Annotated in this window: 15 protein-coding genes and 1 pseudogene; 8 read left to right on the top strand and 8 right to left on the bottom strand. The window is 49.8% G+C overall.

Annotation, left to right across the window (positions count from 1 at the left end):
* The first annotated feature begins 121 nt into the window (after positions 1 to 121).
* On the top strand, positions 122 to 1,477 hold the full coding sequence (locus FEK50_RS03460) for a hemolysin family protein (protein WP_130206047.1): 1,356 nt from the start codon (positions 122 to 124) through the stop codon (positions 1,475 to 1,477).
* Positions 1,478 to 1,537: 60 nt separating this feature from the next.
* Here FEK50_RS03460 and FEK50_RS03455 read toward each other — a convergent pair whose 3' ends face one another.
* A complete protein-coding gene (locus FEK50_RS03455; protein ID WP_000689228.1) occupies positions 1,538 to 1,744 on the bottom strand; it encodes a DUF1107 domain-containing protein in 207 nt (68 codons plus the stop codon).
* Positions 1,745 to 2,068: 324 nt separating this feature from the next.
* Here FEK50_RS03455 and FEK50_RS03450 point away from each other — a divergent pair, with 324 nt between their 5' ends.
* The gene (locus FEK50_RS03450) at positions 2,069 to 2,626 is read left to right on the top strand and encodes a YtfJ family protein (protein WP_064525852.1); all 558 of its coding nucleotides are present in this window, start codon (positions 2,069 to 2,071) and stop codon (positions 2,624 to 2,626) included.
* Here FEK50_RS03450 and cysQ read toward each other — a convergent pair.
* The gene (gene cysQ, locus FEK50_RS03445; RefSeq protein ID WP_130206045.1) at positions 2,616 to 3,356 is read right to left on the bottom strand and encodes a 3'(2'),5'-bisphosphate nucleotidase CysQ; all 741 of its coding nucleotides are present in this window, start codon (positions 3,354 to 3,356) and stop codon (positions 2,616 to 2,618) included. The genes FEK50_RS03450 and cysQ overlap by 11 nt on opposite strands.
* 171 nt (positions 3,357 to 3,527) lie before the next feature.
* Between cysQ and cpdB the strand changes: the two genes are divergently transcribed.
* Positions 3,528 to 5,471 carry a 2',3'-cyclic-nucleotide 2'-phosphodiesterase gene (cpdB, locus tag FEK50_RS03440; RefSeq protein WP_131161330.1) on the top strand — a complete coding sequence of 648 codons (1,944 nt, stop codon included), beginning with the start codon at positions 3,528 to 3,530 and terminating at the stop codon, positions 5,469 to 5,471.
* A 212-nt stretch (positions 5,472 to 5,683) separates the two neighbouring features.
* On the opposite strand, the gene FEK50_RS03435 is transcribed toward cpdB, so the two are convergent.
* A complete protein-coding gene (locus FEK50_RS03435) occupies positions 5,684 to 6,064 on the bottom strand; it encodes a helix-turn-helix domain-containing protein (protein WP_000084622.1) in 381 nt (126 codons plus the stop codon).
* An 88-nt stretch (positions 6,065 to 6,152) separates the two neighbouring features.
* Between FEK50_RS03435 and qorB the strand changes: the two genes are divergently transcribed.
* The 3 genes from qorB (at position 6,153) to ytfE (ending at position 8,857) form a co-directional block, all read left to right on the top strand.
* Positions 6,153 to 7,013 carry an NAD(P)H:quinone oxidoreductase gene (gene qorB / locus FEK50_RS03430; protein ID WP_131161331.1) on the top strand — a complete coding sequence of 287 codons (861 nt, stop codon included), beginning with the start codon at positions 6,153 to 6,155 and terminating at the stop codon, positions 7,011 to 7,013.
* 108 nt (positions 7,014 to 7,121) lie between these two features.
* A complete protein-coding gene (locus tag FEK50_RS03425) occupies positions 7,122 to 8,087 on the top strand; it encodes a DMT family transporter (protein ID WP_131161393.1) in 966 nt (321 codons plus the stop codon).
* Positions 8,088 to 8,194: 107 nt separating this feature from the next.
* A complete protein-coding gene (gene ytfE / locus FEK50_RS03420; protein ID WP_130206037.1) occupies positions 8,195 to 8,857 on the top strand; it encodes an iron-sulfur cluster repair protein YtfE in 663 nt (220 codons plus the stop codon).
* Positions 8,858 to 8,909: 52 nt separating this feature from the next.
* Here the strand turns inward: ytfE and FEK50_RS03415 are convergent, their stop codons facing one another.
* The gene (locus FEK50_RS03415) at positions 8,910 to 10,403 is read right to left on the bottom strand and encodes a hypothetical protein (protein WP_131161332.1); all 1,494 of its coding nucleotides are present in this window, start codon (positions 10,401 to 10,403) and stop codon (positions 8,910 to 8,912) included.
* A 32-nt stretch (positions 10,404 to 10,435) separates the two neighbouring features.
* A complete protein-coding gene (locus FEK50_RS03410; RefSeq protein ID WP_130206102.1) occupies positions 10,436 to 11,593 on the bottom strand; it encodes a hypothetical protein in 1,158 nt (385 codons plus the stop codon).
* Between the two features lie 126 nt (positions 11,594 to 11,719).
* On the opposite strand from FEK50_RS03410, the pseudogene FEK50_RS24690 reads away from it, so the two are divergent.
* Positions 11,720 to 11,818: pseudogene (locus tag FEK50_RS24690) on the top strand (hypothetical protein); the annotation flags it as partial.
* Positions 11,819 to 11,859: 41 nt separating this feature from the next.
* Here the strand turns inward: FEK50_RS24690 and cycA are convergent.
* The gene (cycA, locus tag FEK50_RS03405; protein WP_130206033.1) at positions 11,860 to 13,263 is read right to left on the bottom strand and encodes a D-serine/D-alanine/glycine transporter; all 1,404 of its coding nucleotides are present in this window, start codon (positions 13,261 to 13,263) and stop codon (positions 11,860 to 11,862) included.
* Between the two features lie 301 nt (positions 13,264 to 13,564).
* Positions 13,565 to 14,185 (bottom strand): FKBP-type peptidyl-prolyl cis-trans isomerase, encoded by a 621-nt coding sequence (gene fklB / locus FEK50_RS03400; RefSeq protein ID WP_064525832.1) that lies wholly within the window; start codon positions 14,183 to 14,185, stop codon positions 13,565 to 13,567.
* Positions 14,186 to 14,402: 217 nt separating this feature from the next.
* Between fklB and ytfB the strand changes: the two genes are divergently transcribed.
* On the top strand, positions 14,403 to 15,038 hold the full coding sequence (gene ytfB, locus FEK50_RS03395) for a cell division protein YtfB (protein ID WP_130259529.1): 636 nt from the start codon (positions 14,403 to 14,405) through the stop codon (positions 15,036 to 15,038).
* On the opposite strand, the gene FEK50_RS03390 is transcribed toward ytfB, so the two are convergent.
* A complete protein-coding gene (locus FEK50_RS03390) occupies positions 15,022 to 15,669 on the bottom strand; it encodes a TetR/AcrR family transcriptional regulator (RefSeq protein ID WP_130206029.1) in 648 nt (215 codons plus the stop codon). The two genes, ytfB and FEK50_RS03390, sit on opposite strands and share 17 nt — an antisense overlap.
* Positions 15,670 to 15,846: the final 177 nt, after the last annotated feature.

The raw sequence follows: 15,846 nt of genomic DNA, 5'->3' as shown, positions 1-15,846 counted from the left end.
TACGCTATACTAGCCTCTGAAAATGCCGGTTCACTCTCTTCGAATCGGCTTTCAATGTGTATTTCACACAAATTAATCAACTTCCCCTTCCGAGGATCTGACCTGAACGGTTAGATAAGATATGTTAAACAGTATTTTAGTCATACTCTGCTTGATCGCCGTAAGTGCGTTCTTCTCGATGTCCGAGATCTCGCTTGCCGCCTCACGCAAAATCAAACTTAAACTGCTGGCTGATGAAGGCAATATAAATGCCCAACGCGTTATGAATATGCAGGAAAATCCCGGCATGTTCTTTACCGTGGTACAAATCGGTTTGAACGCAGTGGCGATTCTCGGCGGTATCGTCGGTGATGCAGCGTTCTCCCCGGCTTTTAACAGCCTGTTCTCCCGCTATATGTCGGCAGAGCTCTCTGAGCAACTGAGCTTTATTCTCTCTTTCTCGTTAGTGACTGGCATGTTTATCCTGTTTGCGGATTTAACCCCGAAACGCATCGGTATGATTGCGCCAGAAGCTGTGGCTTTGCGTATCATCAACCCGATGCGCTTCTGCCTGTACGTCTGCACCCCGCTGGTGTGGTTCTTCAACGGCCTGGCGAACATGATCTTCCGTATCTTTAAACTGCCGATGGTGCGCAAGGATGACATCACTTCCGATGATATTTACGCGGTAGTAGAAGCGGGGGCGCTGGCGGGGGTATTACGTAAACAAGAGCATGAACTGATTGAAAACGTGTTCGAGCTTGAATCCCGTACTGTCCCGTCGTCTATGACTCCGCGTGAGAACGTCATCTGGTTCGATCTCCACGAAGACGAGCAAAGTCTGAAGAATAAAGTGGCGGAACATCCGCACTCAAAATTCCTCGTCTGTACTGAAGATATCGACCACATCATCGGCTATGTGGATTCGAAAGATCTGCTTAACCGCGTGCTGGCCAATCAAAGCCTGGCGCTGAACAGTGGCGTACAAATTCGCAACACGCTGATCGTGCCAGACACGCTGACCCTTTCTGAGGCGCTGGAAAGTTTTAAAACTGCGGGCGAAGACTTTGCAGTAATCATGAATGAATACGCGCTGGTTGTGGGGATAATCACCCTCAACGACGTGATGACCACACTGATGGGCGATCTGGTTGGTCAGGGTCTGGAAGAGCAGATTGTGGCGCGTGATGAGAACTCATGGCTAATCGATGGTGGAACACCGATTGATGACGTGATGCGTGTACTGGATATTGACGAGTTCCCGCAGTCAGGCAATTACGAAACCATTGGCGGCTTTATGATGTTTATGCTGCGTAAGATCCCCAAACGCACTGATTCGGTGAAATTCGCCGGCTACAAATTTGAAGTGGTGGATATCGATAACTACCGCATCGACCAGCTGCTGGTAACGCGGATCGACAGCAAAGCCACCGTCCTTTCGCCAAAACTGACTGACGCAAAAGATAAAGACAAAGATAAAGAAGAAAACGTCGCATAACCTCAGAAACATCAACGGCTCCTGAATCAGGAGCCGTCTTATTACTGCATAGCACTTTGGTTAAGCCATCTCTGTTTGCAGACGCATAACCTGACGGTTTACCTCGGACATCACTGATAAATGCAGTTTATCCTTCACTTTTGGGATAAGAATTTTACCCTTATCAAATTCAAAAGCGCCAACATCCTTGATGTATAACCGTCCACGAAACAGGATCTTCACGTACTTCGCCACTTGCAGTGGGTTGTACCGTTGGAAAATTTTCATTGTTGTCTCCTGCTGAGTATTACGCCTTTGCGGTACCACAATCGGTCCAACTATTATGAGGCGCAAATTTTAATGCCTAATGACTATAGACTACTGCGGTAATGTTTCCAGCCTGTATGAGTTTTTTTACCGTAACGTTACAATTATTCAGAATTATCTTTTCGCCTAATCAGAATCTTTAGTATAAGCATTCATTTTTCATATGATTTGTGCGCTTGTCCGCAAACTGGCATCACACTTGCGGGATTTTCGATAAATAGCACATATGATTAAAAGTCAGACCCAAGTGGTCGGATCACCTGCATATCATAAGAAGGAAACACCATGACTCTACGCAAGATTCTGGCCCTCACCTGCCTGCTGCTGCCGATGATGGCCTCTGCACATCAGTTCGAAACCGGCCAGCGAGTACCGCCGATTGGCATTACCGATCGTGGCGAGTTGGTGCTTGATAAAGATCAGTTTAGCTACAAAACCTGGAACAGCGCGCAGTTAGCGGGAAAAGTGCGAGTGCTACAACATATAGCTGGTCGTACGTCAGCCAAAGAGAAAAACGCGACGCTGATAGAAGCGATTAAATCGGCGAAGTTGCCGCACGATCGCTACCAGACCACCACCATTGTCAACACAGATGACGCAATTCCGGGTTCCGGCATGTTTGTGCGCAGCAGTCTGGAAAGTAATAAAAAGCTTTATCCGTGGTCGCAGTTTATTGTCGATAGCAACGGCGTCGCGCGCGGCGCCTGGCAGTTGGATGAAGAGAGTTCTGCCATTGCCGTGCTCGATAAAGACGGCCGAGTGCAATGGGCGAAGGACGGAGCGCTCACCCAGGAAGAGGTGCAGCAAGTGATGGACTTGCTGCATAAGTTGCTCAATAAATAGAAACTCTGAATCCTGGGTTCAGGAACGATTCACGCGGGGTATAATCCAGCGGTTTACCCTGCCAATCGTGTACGTGCGCTCCGGCTGCAGCAGCAACAGCGTGGCCGGCGGCAGTGTCCCAAATATTGGTTGGTCCGAAACGTGGGTAGAGCTGCGCCTGCCCTTCCGCCACCAGACAGAATTTCAGCGAAGAGCCAATGGACGTCGTCTGATGTTCGCCAAGCTGTTGCAGATACTCTTTCAGCTCTGCATCCGCATGGGATCGGCTGATGACCACCAGCGGCGGCCGCGCATCGCGTACCTGAATCTGCTTGCGCACGCCGCACTCTTCTTTCCAGGCTTTGCCTTCTGCCGCACTGTACATTACGTTCATTACTGGCGCATACACCACACCTAAAATCGGTTTTCCGTGGTCGATGAGCGCAATATTAACGGTGAATTCGCCGTTACGTTTAATAAACTCTTTAGTGCCATCCAGCGGGTCCACCAGCCAGTAACGCTGCCAGTGCTGACGGACTTCCCAGCCGGGAGGATCTTCTTCAGACAGAACCGGAATATCCGGCGTCAGCGTACGTAAACCGTCCATGATTACGGTATGCGCGGCAATGTCCGCCGCTGTCACCGGTGAGTTATCCGCTTTGCTGACGACGTCCATCGGTTTCGTCCCGTCGTAGACCTGCATAATGGCATCGCCCGCAATCCGTGCGAGTTGACATACTTGTTCTAACATTCTCCACCTCTTTTGTTTCAGTGGTGTTAACTCGTTGTTTTACTTATACCCTATCGTTAAAGAATCCGCCAACTGTGATGGCGTCATCGTTTCCTGATTTATTATTTATGGCATCCTTCAACGCTCTGTATGAAAGACGTTTCATCTACTCATTCATAAAAGGATGCCCAGATGGTTAAGTTTAGTGCAACGCTCCTTGCTACGCTGATTGCCGCCAGTGTGAATGCGGCAACAGTCGATCTCCGCATAATGGAAACCTCTGATTTGCATAGCAATATGATGGATTTCGATTATTACAAAGACTCCGCCACAGAAAAATTCGGACTGGTTCGTACTGCGAGTCTGATTAATGGCGCGCGTAATGAAGTGAAAAACAGCGTGCTGGTCGATAACGGCGATTTGATTCAGGGGAGTCCGCTGGCAGATTACATGTCGGCGAAAGGATTAAAAGCAGGTGATGTTCATCCGGTTTATAAGGCGCTGAATACGCTGGATTATACGGTCGGCACACTCGGCAATCATGAATTTAACTACGGTCTGGATTACCTGAAAAATGCGCTGGCAGGGGCGAAATTCCCTTATATAAACGCCAACGTCATTGACGCTAAGACCAAACAGCCGATGTTTACGCCGTATTTAATTAAAGACACCGAAGTGGTCGATAAAGACGGGAAAAAACAGACGCTGAAAATTGGCTACATTGGCGTCGTGCCACCGCAGATTATGAGCTGGGATAAAGCCAATTTATCCGGCAAAGTCACCGTTAACGATATTACTGAAACAGTGCGCAAGTTCGTACCAGAAATGCGCGAGAAAGGGGCCGATGTTGTTGTCGTCCTGGCGCATTCTGGTTTGTCTGCCGATCCGTATAAAGTGATGGCGGAAAACTCAGTTTATTATCTCAGTGAAATTCCGGGCGTTGACGCCATTATGTTTGGCCATGCTCACGCCGTCTTCCCGAGTAAAGATTTTGCCGATATTAAAGGCGCGGATATTGCCAAAGGTACGCTGAACGGCGTTCCGGCGGTAATGCCTGGCATGTGGGGCGATCATCTGGGCGTGGTTGATCTGCAACTCAATAATGACAGCGGGAAATGGCAGGTGACGCAGGCCAAAGCCGAAGCACGGCCTATTTACGATATCACCAATAAAAAATCTCTCGCGGCGGAAGACAGTCAACTGGTAGAAACGCTAAAGGTCGATCACGACGCCACACGCCAGTTTGTCAGCAAACCGATCGGTAAATCTGCCGACAATATGTATAGCTATCTGGCGCTGGTGCAGGATGATCCGACCGTGCAGGTGGTGAACAACGCGCAAAAAGCGTATGTCGAACATTACATTCAGGGCGATCCGGACCTGGCAAAACTGCCGGTGCTCTCTGCTGCCGCGCCGTTTAAAGTCGGTGGGCGTAAGAACGACCCTGCCAGCTATGTCGAAGTGGAAAAAGGCCAGTTGACCTTCCGTAATGCCGCCGATCTCTATCTCTATCCCAATACGCTTATCGTGGTGAAAGCCAGCGGTAAAGAGGTGAAAGAGTGGCTGGAGTGCTCCGCCGGGCAGTTTAATCAGATAGACCCCAACAGCACTCAACCACAGTCACTCATCAACTGGGATGGTTTCCGTACCTATAACTTTGATGTGATTGATGGCGTGAATTATCAGATTGATGTTACCCAGCCCGCCCGCTATGACGGCGAATGTCAGGTGGTTAATGCCAATGCAGAGCGGATTAAGAACCTGACCTTTAACGGTAAACCCATTGATCCGAACGCCATGTTCCTCGTTGCCACCAATAACTATCGCGCTTACGGCGGCAAATTTGCCGGAACAGGTGATAGCCATATTGCCTTTGCTTCACCGGATGAGAACCGTTCGGTACTGGCAGCGTGGATTGCTGAAGAGTCTAAACGTGCGGGAGAAATCCACCCGGCGGCAGATAACAACTGGCGTCTAGCGCCGATTGCTGGCGATAAGAAACTGGATATCCGTTTCGAAACTTCCCCGTCAGATAAAGCCGCAGCATTTATTAAAGAGAAAGGGCAGTATCCGATGAATAAAGTCGCGACCGATGATATCGGCTTTGCGATTTATCAGGTGGATTTGAGTAAGTAAAACACTTCATTTTCGGCCTACAAATCATCAACCGCATCCGGCATTTATTGTCGGATGCGATACTGACGCATCTTATCCGCCCTACAAGCTATGAACCGTAGGCCGGATAAGCGCAGCGCATCCGGCTCTTCCTGGCGGATGCGATGCTGACGCACCTTATCCGCCTTACAAGCTATGAACCGTAGGCCGTAGAAGCGCAGCGCATCCGGCTGTTATGCCGCACGTTCATCCCGCACCGCCAACACCTCGGGCAAATTCAACTCAATCCAGTCCGCCAGTGCAGCAACCTTTTCGCTCACCTGCTCGCCCAGCGGCGTGAGGCTATATTCCACATGCGGCGGCACCACCGGATACGCGATACGGTTAAGAAAACCATCCTGCTCTAACGCCTGTAACGACTGCGCAAGCATCTTTTCACTCACCCCGCCGATTTTGCGCCGCAGGTCGCTAAAGCGATGAGTACCTTCGCGTAGCGCCACCAGAATCAATACCCCCCAACGGCTGGTGACGTGTTTCAACACCTCGCGCGAAGGGCACTGTTCAGCAAAGAGATTTCCCTCTTTCAGTTGTTGCGACAGGCTAACCTGACTCATCTCATACTTACCTTTTTGTACGTACTTACTAAAAGTAAGTTTAGGTGTTAGCGTATTTAAACACAAGACAAAACGATGGAGACTTCCCATGATCGCTATTACTGGTTCCACTGGCCAACTTGGTCACTATATTATTGAATCCTTGATGAAAACGGTTTCTGCCAGCCAAATAGTGGCTATCGTTCGTAATCCGGCAAAAGCACAGGCTCTGACAGCACAAGGCATTACCGTGCGCCAGGCTGACTACGGCGATGAAGCCGCACTGACATCTGCACTTCAGGGAGTGAAAAAACTGCTGCTGATCTCTTCCAGCGAAGTGGGTCAACGTGCCCCGCAGCATCGTAATGTTATTAATGCCGCAAAAGCGGCTGGCGTGAAATTTATCGCTTATACCAGCCTGCTACATGCAGATACCTCACCGCTCGGCCTCGCCGATGAGCACATCGAGACGGAGAAAATGCTGGCTGATTCAGGCATCGCTTATACCTTGCTGCGCAACGGCTGGTACACCGAAAACTACCTCGCCAGCGCCCCGGCAGCACTGGAGCACGGCGTATTTATCGGTGCCGCGGGCGATGGCAAAATTGCCTCAGCCATGCGCGCAGATTATGCGGCGGCTGCGGCGCGCGTAATGAGCGAAACAGGCCACGAAGGCAAAATTTATGAACTGGCGGGCGATAGTGCCTGGACGTTGACACAGTTAGCGGCAGAGCTGACCAAACAGAGCGGCAAACAGGTTACCTATCAAAACCTGAGCGAAGCCGATTTCGCCGCGGCACTGAAAAGCGTCGGACTGCCTGGCGGACTGGCGGATATGCTGGCGGATTCTGACGTTGGCGCATCGAAAGGCGGTCTGTTTGATGACAGCAAAACGCTTAGCAAATTAATTGGCCGCCCAACGACAACGCTAGCCGAAAGCGTAAGCCATCTTTTTAATGTTAATAACTAGTTAATTAAAGTGGCATCCTCCCGCATCCTCTCTGATAATGACGGGATGCGGGGAACGACCACGTCTGTTCCCTGAATATTTCTTCTGACAGACCAATGGATGCCAGTGATGATTAGCGGCGTGCTGTACGCCCTGTTAGCAGGGTTGATGTGGGGGCTTATTTTTGTCGGGCCGTTGATCGTGCCAGAATACCCGGCGATGTTGCAGTCGATGGGGCGTTATCTGGCGTTAGGGTTAATTGCGCTGCCCATTGCCTGGCTGGGACGCGTGCGTCTGCGTCAGTTGGCGCGTCGCGACTGGCTTACCGCACTAATGCTCACCATGATGGGCAACCTCATCTATTACTTCTGTCTCGCCAGTGCCATTCAACGTACCGGCGCGCCTGTTTCCACGATGATTATCGGAACTCTGCCGGTAGTTATTCCTGTCTTCGCCAATCTGCTTTATAGCCAGCGCGACGGCAAACTCGCGTGGGGAAAACTCGCCCCGGCACTGGTTTGTATTGGCATCGGCCTGGCGTGTGTGAATATTGCTGAGTTAAACCACGGACTCCCCGATTTTGACTGGGCTCGTTATACCTCAGGCATCGTGCTGGCGTCAGTCTCTGTAGTCTGTTGGGCGTGGTATGCCCTGCGCAACGCCCGCTGGCTGCGGGAAAACCCAGACAAACATCCAATGATGTGGGCGACGGCCCAGGCACTGGTCACACTGCCGGTTTCTCTCATCGGCTATCTCGTCGCTTGTTACTGGCTGAATGCCCAAACGCCGGACTTCTCCCTACCCTTTGGCCCCCGTCCGCTGGTGTTTATTAGTCTGATGATTGCCATTGCCGTACTTTGCTCATGGGTCGGTGCACTCTGCTGGAACGTCGCCAGCCAGCGATTACCGACAGTGATTCTCGGGCCGCTGATTGTTTTCGAAACGCTGGCAGGTTTGCTGTACACCTTTTTGCTACGCCAACAAATTCCACCGCTGATGACGCTGAGCGGTATCGCGCTGTTAGTGGTTGGCGTGGTCATTGCAGTCAGAGCAAAACCGGAAAAGCCTTTAACTGAATCTGTCTCAGAAAGTTGACATGCTGGCAGTGAGTTAAATAAGCCTCTGCTACGTAAGGGTTATAGCTTTTGCCTTAAAGATGCATTTAAAATACATCTTATATTATTAAGAATGAGGTATCAGCTATGGCTTATCGCGACCAACCTTTAGGTGAACTGGCGCTCTCTATTCCTCGCGCTTCGGCTCTGTTTCGTCAATATGATATGGATTACTGCTGTGGCGGTAAGCAGACGCTGGCTCGTGCTGCGGCACGTAAAGAGCTGGATGTTGACGTCATTGAGGCCGAGCTGGCAAAGCTTGCTGAACAACCGATTGAGAAAGACTGGCGTAGCGCGCCGCTGGCGGAAATCATCGACCATATCATCGTGCGCTACCACGATCGCCACCGCGAGCAGCTGCCGGAGCTGATCCTGCAAGCAACCAAAGTCGAGCGCGTTCACGCTGACAAACCGAGCGTGCCAAAAGGGCTGACAAAATACCTGACCATGCTGCATGAAGAGCTTTCCAGCCACATGATGAAAGAAGAGCAGATCCTCTTCCCGATGATCAAACAAGGCATGGGCAGCCAGGCAATGGGGCCAATCAGCGTGATGGAAAGCGAGCACGATGAAGCGGGTGAACTGCTGGAAGTGATTAAACACACCACCAATAACGTCACACCGCCGCCGGAAGCCTGCACCACCTGGAAAGCGATGTATAACGGCATTAATGAACTGATTGATGACCTGATGGAGCACATCAGTCTGGAAAACAATGTACTGTTCCCGCGCGCGCTGGCGGGTGAGTGATTTGTTCGATCAACGATCCTGACATGAGCAGGATCGTTGATTATTAAGTGATTCAGTCATTCAATGGAAGTAATTCATTGTTGTAACTGGTGTATCTGCCTTCAACGGTAAGCAGACTGCCATTTTTATCAAGATGCGCCGCATTGAGTTGTCGAGTCTCATTACGCCGCTTCGCATCACGAACCAGCCCATCGCCTACGTAATAAATATAATGGTCATCATGAGCAAAGGTATCTGATAATCGACCATTAGCGTCTTTAAACCAGGTCCATTGGCCTTTCAGTTCAAAATGCTCAACCGTGTCTCCATTAATAAAATACGTATAGCGATCGTCATGTGCTAAATAATTTAATGGTGTGCCATCGGAGCTTTTATACCACTGCCATTGCCCATTGATATCAAAAATAGTCACATCATCGCTCGCAATGAAATAAACTTTGTTCCCTACAACATTAGCACCTTCCTGTAATTCTTGTTGTGGGCCTGGTAAATGTATGACCGACAGCGTTTTTTCGACTGCAGATATATATTTCACCAGATAGAGCGAATCTTTATATTGCGCCACATTCTCCGTCAGCGGGCGAAAATATTCCGGATCAACATCAGGAATAGTCGCAACCCGGCAGTCATTGGCACGCCGGGAAGCATCACGCGTCAACCATGTTACTTTATCCCGCTGCAGGTCAAACGTACTCCGGCAATTTTTACCGAACGCATAACGTTTCTCCCCGTCTTTATCGCGATAAATCAGCAGTGAACCGGCTATCCAGCGCACAATATGAAAGGTATCCGGATCGGCGTTGATGGCATCTCCATTCACAAAGACCTGCGATTTAGTCCGCCAGATTGTATCCCAGGGTCCCGGATTACTTTTGCTTTCGCAGCTATTAGGTGAATAAATAATGGGACGACGTGTCCAGGGTTTAATGTCAAGAATAGAATACCCTTGCGCACTACCTAACCAGCGCCCCTGAAAGTAAAGATTGCGACGATCTTTCAGCACATCCGCGGAATCAATTGAATTCATCCTCCCTCCCACCTGTTGCAGCGAATCCATATCGACCTGCTTTTCGCCGTGATTATCATCCGTGCGTTCGCCATCAAAATAGAGGCTGTCTTTATCGGCAGCAAAACGCCCCCATGCGCGGAATGTTGCGGCATCGACTTTCGGTATTCCCGGCGGGTTCTGAACTATTTTCCCTGCCCATAAAATATGGCGGCCATCAGTCAACCAGTCGAAACGCCAACCACCGTTGGTTCTGATATAAGCGCCACCATCCACCCGCACAAAATCATTATTGATATCATCAGGAGAATCATATTCATCATCAGTGCCGTCAGATACACGGCGCAGTTGTTTGAACTTCACCTGTGGTATATGAATATCCGGGAAATAGAGTCCGTAACCGTCGCTATCTTCAACGATATATTTTGTGCCTTGCCCCCACGGCTGGTAATAAAACACAGCAGTAGGCACACCGGAGCAGGCTAGTGAGGAGGTTGAAAATAAAGCCAGTGCGAGACAAAAGGGTTTAATTGGCAACATAGCGTCATCCTGAAGCTGTTAGCGTGAAGAGGTTATTTAAATAAGGGTTTAAGACCGCTCGGGGGTTGCTTCACCGATGACCAACCTCCCTTACCTAAGTTATAACGCAGCCATTCACCTTGTTGGGCGTGCTCTTTCCCAATTCCAGTCGCTTGTTGAGTGTAAAGCTGCCCGTCTGTTGATATAAACGTGTTAGTTAATCCCCAACTACCACCTGCTTCAAGTGAGTCGGAGAGATCCTCTGGCTTGAGATTAATCAACTCCCCTTCGCCCAGGGCGTTGGTTGTGACTTTATAAATTTGGTTCTTATATAAACCGGTATTCCGAACAAATAGATAAAAATATTCCGGATCAACTCCCGCCAGCGTTTCATAAATACACTCACTGCCCGCTGGAGTGGCTTTATGTTTGAGCCAGGACACGTTATTCAGACCAATATTAAAAGGTGCACAGCGATAGCTGGTATCCTCCAGCTCATAGTCATGCTCACCGCTTTTATCGCGATAAACCAACCGTTCGCCAGGCATCCAACGTTTAATCTGAAAGGTTTTGCGATCGGCGGGCAGCGGCTTGCCATTAACAATCACCTGCGAATTTGTCAGCACAACAAATTGCAGGGATGAATCATGCCGCACGATTTGAAACCCGTCAGTGCCTCCCAACCAGCGCCCCTTATGCCAGAGACTATTTTTATCACGCAGTAAATTCCAGATGTCCGTCTCTTCCAGAGTTGACATATCTACCTGCTTATCACCGCTATTATCATCGGTACGCTGACCGTCAAAATAGACGCTGCGTTTATCAGCAGCGAAAGCACCGAATGCCTGGAAACTGGCGGCATCGACATTAGGTTCACCGGATGGATTTTTCAGGACTTTGCCTGCCCAAAGGACAGAACGTCCATCGGTGAGCCAGGTATGCTGGCAATCCCCCTCATCATCGCAATCGAACTTATCGGGATTAAAATCGGACAGTAAACGGGTTTCTTGTTTATTGGCTAAATTGGCAATGCGCCAGAGGCGGGAAAAATTAACGTCCGGCAATTTGGAGAGGATCTCATCTTTTTCCCCCTTCTGTTCGGCAACATAAACCGTGCTTTTCTCCTGCTGGCGGTAATAAAAATCTGCGCCCCAGGAAGGTGAAATGGAGAGAGGTAATGCGGCGATTAATAACCAACTGTGCTTAGCCATAGTGAACTCTGCAATGAGTGGCAAAGATCCACGGTAAGCCCGCGCCTGAGAGCTGTCGATGACAGGAAGTATTTTTAGGAATGTATAAAGACAAAGGAGATTGCTGACAAAGTGTGCTTTGTTCATGCCGGATGCGGCGTAAACGCCTTATCCGGCCTACAAAATCACGCAAATTCAATATATTGCAGAGGTTCTGTAGGCCTGATAAGCGTAGCGCATCAGGCAATTTTGCAGCCTGAAAGACACCCGCAGGTGCCTTAGCGGCATTACTTCGCCATGCGTTTTTTACCAATAAACAGCCAGCCCAGCCCCAGCGCGATAAACCACAGTGGGGTAACCAGTAGCGCCTGGCGGGTGTCATCTTCCAGCGTCAGCAGCACGATGACGAACACAAAGAACGCCATACATACCCAGCACATCAGCTTGCCGAGCGGCATCTTGTAGATTGACTTCTCATGCAGGTGCGGACGCTGTTTGCGATACACAAGGTATGAGCAAAGGATAATCGTCCAGACAAACATAAACAGAATCGCGGAAACAGTCGTGATCATCGTGAACGCGCCAATCACGCTTGGATTCACGTACAACATCACCACGCCGCCGAGCAGACAGATACAAGAGAAGGTCAGCCCTTTCGCTGGTACTGCGCGTTTAGAGAGTTTAGCGAACGCTTTCGGCGCAACACCTTCCTGCGCCAGACCAAACAGCATGCGACTAGTAGAGAATACGCCGCTGTTAGCGGAAGAAGCCGCAGACGTCAGCACCACAAAGTTGATCACGCTGGCAGCAGCAGGCAGCCCCACCAACACGAACAGTTCAACAAACGGGCTTTTATCCGGGACTACCGAACTCCACGGCGTCACGGACATAATCACAATCAGCGCGAAGACGTAGAACATAATGATGCGGATCGGAATAGAGTTAATTGCGCGCGGCAGTGATTTCTCTGGATCTTTGGTTTCCGCAGCAGTAGTACCTACCAGCTCAATCCCCACGAAAGCGAAAACCGCTATCTGGAATCCGGCAAAGAAGCCGCTTAAGCCTTTCGGGAACCAGCCGCCGTCATTCCACAAATGCGCAAATGACGCTTCCACACCGGTCGGAGACTGGAAGTGCATCATCACCATGACCAGGCCGACGATAATCAACGACACGATGGCGACGATTTTGATCATCGCAAACCAGAACTCCATCTCACCGAACATTTTCACGGTGGCGAGGTTCAGGGTCAGCAACAGCACAATAACCGCCAGCGAGGCGACCCAGTCAGATAGCCCCGGAAACCAGAACTGCGCATAAGCCGTTATGGCAACCACGTCCGCCATACCGGTAACCACCCAGCAGAACCAATAAGTCCAGCCAGTGAAATATCCTGCCCACGGCCCTAATAAATCGGAAGCGAAGTCACTAAAAGATTTGTATTCCAGATTCGAAAGCAACAATTCCCCCATTGCCCGCATCACGAAAAAGAGCATAAAACCGATGATCATATAAACGAAAATGATCGACGGCCCGGCAAGACTGATTGTTTTACCGGATCCCATAAACAACCCCGTACCAATGGCGCCGCCAATGGCAATAAGCTGAATATGCCGGTTTGTGAGATTGCGCCGTAGCGACTGTTCAGCCGGAGCCTGATCATCGGCAACGACTTTTACCTGATCTACCATGTTTTTTCTTCCTGTCTGTGTTGTTCAGGCTCTGCGGCCTTTAGTCAGTCTATGATACGACGAATCTGTATCGGGACTCATCGATATTAGGAAACAATACGTGGGATGAATACTAAGATTTAGATCTAATGTTAATTTTATGTTTAAAGTGAGTGTCATATCACGGTGATAACGCGAAACAGCTCACAAAAATACACGCTTACGGAGTGTTTGCAACACAAAATATCGCCTATTGGCAAACTGAAGGGTTTATTGCTAAATGCCTGCTCCCCTCTGGCTCGAGGGGAACAGAATACGCTGTTTAGAGGATTTCCAGCAGCTCGACTTCAAACACCAGGGTGCTGAACGGAGGGATGGACGCGCCAGCGCCGCGCTCGCCATAGGCCAGTTCCTGCGGGATAGTCAGTTCCCACTTAGAACCTACTGGCATCAGAGTCAGTGCTTCAATCCAGCCAGGGATCACGCCGTTCACCGGGAATTCAGCCGGTTCGCCACGGGCAACAGAGCTGTCAAATACAGTGCCGTCGATCAATTTACCGGTGTAATGAACGCGGACGCGGTCGGTACGGGCAGGAATTGCGCCTTCGCCCTGGTTGATCACGCGGAATTGCAGGCCGGATTCAGTGCTGTTCACGCCTTCTTTTTTAGCGTTTTCTTCAAGATATTTCACACCTTCAGCAGCCATCGACTGGAAACGCTGACGACGAACAGCATCGGCACGTTCATGGATTTCACGCAGCGCGCGGTGCACCACATCAACCGGAACAGCCGGATGTTTGCCTTCCAGCGCGTCGGCAATACCTGCAACCAGCGCTTCTGGCAGCAGCCCTTCCAGACCAGATTCACTCAGTTGTTGCCCTACCTGCAAACCAATGCCGTAGCTTGCTTGCGCTTCGATGGTGTCAAAAGTTGGGGTGGTCATCGTATTTCCTTCCTCAGGGTATAAAGTAACGGGCAGCATATCAGCCACACTTCCTTGGGTAAAACTTTGTCGCGAGAGTGATGACAAATCCCGGGGAAAAAGAAACAATAGCAATATCCCGTATGAATATAATAGAGGCGGGTTTACCACGGACATCATAGCGTTAGCTTATTCATAGGCTATGATTGAGGAACAAGACGCGGAGCAGGAGGAAACCATGCCCGGGCGCTTTGAACTAAAACCAACCCTGGAGAAGGTCTGGCACGCGCCAGACAACTTTCGCTTCATGGATCCGCTACCACCGATGCATCGTCGGGGGATTATTATTGCCGCCATTATTTTGGTGGTCGGTTTTCTGCTTCCGTCTGAGGATGCGCCCGACTCCCCCGTCGTGACGCGTGAAGCGCAGCTGGATATTCAGTCGCAATCTCAGCCGCCGACAGAAGAACAACTTCGGGCGCAGCTAGTTACGCCGCAAAACGATCCGGATCAAGTTGCCCCGGTCGCTCCAGAACCAATACAGGAAGGTCAACCGGAAGAGCAGCAAACTACGCAAGCGCAACCTTTCCAGCCAGATAGCGGCATTGACAATCAATGGCGCTCTTATCGTGTTGAAGCCGGTAAAACGATGGCACAACTGTTCCGCGACCACGGTCTGCCTCCTACCGATGTATACGCAATGGCACAGGTAGAAGGCGCAGGTAAACCATTAAGTAATTTGCAAAACGGGCAGATAGTGAAAATCCGCCAGAACGCCAGCGGCGTGGTGACGGGCTTAACCATTGATACGGGGAATAATCAACAAGTCTTGTTTACCCGCCAGCCGGATGGCAGTTTTATTCGCGCTCGATAGCTGAAGGGTCAATCAGAAGCCAGCTAAGGACCGTTTCTTTGATGACCTTACGTCTGGCTTCCAGCGCCTGCGGTGAAACCATACTGATGTGATAAACCAGGCCAAGTGTATGCTGGTTTATCAAATAATATCCCCCGAGTGCAGCAATATTAATATTCACCTGCAGCGGGTCGATATCTGGCTTAAAAATATTACGTTTCTTCCCTTCAGCCAATAATGACTCCATTAACTGCAAGTGCGCGTGGTTAATATCCTGGAGGCGCTGTGATTTCGCATAATGCACACCTTTACTTTGGTTTTCGCTATGCACGATCTTTAGAAACCAGGGATTAGATATATAATAATCCCAGGTGAAATCGATAATTTCCTCTATGGCTTTTTGTGGCGGAAGGCCAGAAACATCAAGGGATCTTTCTTTTTGCCGAATATCATTCCAGGTATATTCCAGAACTTCAATAAATAAATTTTCTTTGTTCCCGAAGTGGTGATAAACCGTCTGTTTACTGCACCCTGCGGCCTTCACAATATTATCGACTCTGGCCCCTTCGTAGCCATATTCGGCAAATTCATTGACTGCGCATAACAACAATTTTTCCTTCAGGTTTTGCGCGTGACTGGTATCAAGATACATTCCGCTTCCCCACGTCTTCTTCGTGATGGCTATCATAACCGTATTTGATCTCAGCGACAGCAAAAAGGCAAAACATTGTCTTTCATCGAGTTATCAAATGTCCTGTGATCATTATCGCAGATCAACCAACCAGATGGTTGATCTTTTTGCTAACTAGTTGCAAGCTAACCATCACTT

Source organism: Escherichia sp. E2586, from assembly GCF_005781105.1.
GTDB lineage: Bacteria > Pseudomonadota > Gammaproteobacteria > Enterobacterales > Enterobacteriaceae > Escherichia.
Note: the sequence above shows the minus strand (reverse complement) of the source record. Positions and strands in the feature narration are given on the sequence as shown.

Coding starts and splice junctions, on each gene's coding strand:
- cysQ (WP_130206045.1), bottom strand. CDS start 3,356: ATGTTAGAACAAGTATGTCAACTCGCACGGATTGCGGGCGATGCCATT.
- FEK50_RS03455 (WP_000689228.1), bottom strand. CDS start 1,744: ATGAAAATTTTCCAACGGTACAACCCACTGCAAGTGGCGAAGTACGTG.
- ytfB (WP_130259529.1), top strand. CDS start 14,403: ATGCCCGGGCGCTTTGAACTAAAACCAACCCTGGAGAAGGTCTGGCAC.
- FEK50_RS03425 (WP_131161393.1), top strand. CDS start 7,122: ATGATTAGCGGCGTGCTGTACGCCCTGTTAGCAGGGTTGATGTGGGGG.
- FEK50_RS03435 (WP_000084622.1), bottom strand. CDS start 6,064: ATGAGTCAGGTTAGCCTGTCGCAACAACTGAAAGAGGGAAATCTCTTT.
- FEK50_RS03415 (WP_131161332.1), bottom strand. CDS start 10,403: ATGTTGCCAATTAAACCCTTTTGTCTCGCACTGGCTTTATTTTCAACC.
- FEK50_RS03390 (WP_130206029.1), bottom strand. CDS start 15,669: ATGTATCTTGATACCAGTCACGCGCAAAACCTGAAGGAAAAATTGTTG.
- FEK50_RS03410 (WP_130206102.1), bottom strand. CDS start 11,593: ATGGCTAAGCACAGTTGGTTATTAATCGCCGCATTACCTCTCTCCATT.
- ytfE (WP_130206037.1), top strand. CDS start 8,195: ATGGCTTATCGCGACCAACCTTTAGGTGAACTGGCGCTCTCTATTCCT.
- cpdB (WP_131161330.1), top strand. CDS start 3,528: ATGGTTAAGTTTAGTGCAACGCTCCTTGCTACGCTGATTGCCGCCAGT.
- cycA (WP_130206033.1), bottom strand. CDS start 13,263: ATGGTAGATCAGGTAAAAGTCGTTGCCGATGATCAGGCTCCGGCTGAA.
- FEK50_RS03460 (WP_130206047.1), top strand. CDS start 122: ATGTTAAACAGTATTTTAGTCATACTCTGCTTGATCGCCGTAAGTGCG.
- fklB (WP_064525832.1), bottom strand. CDS start 14,185: ATGACCACCCCAACTTTTGACACCATCGAAGCGCAAGCAAGCTACGGC.
- FEK50_RS03450 (WP_064525852.1), top strand. CDS start 2,069: ATGACTCTACGCAAGATTCTGGCCCTCACCTGCCTGCTGCTGCCGATG.
- qorB (WP_131161331.1), top strand. CDS start 6,153: ATGATCGCTATTACTGGTTCCACTGGCCAACTTGGTCACTATATTATT.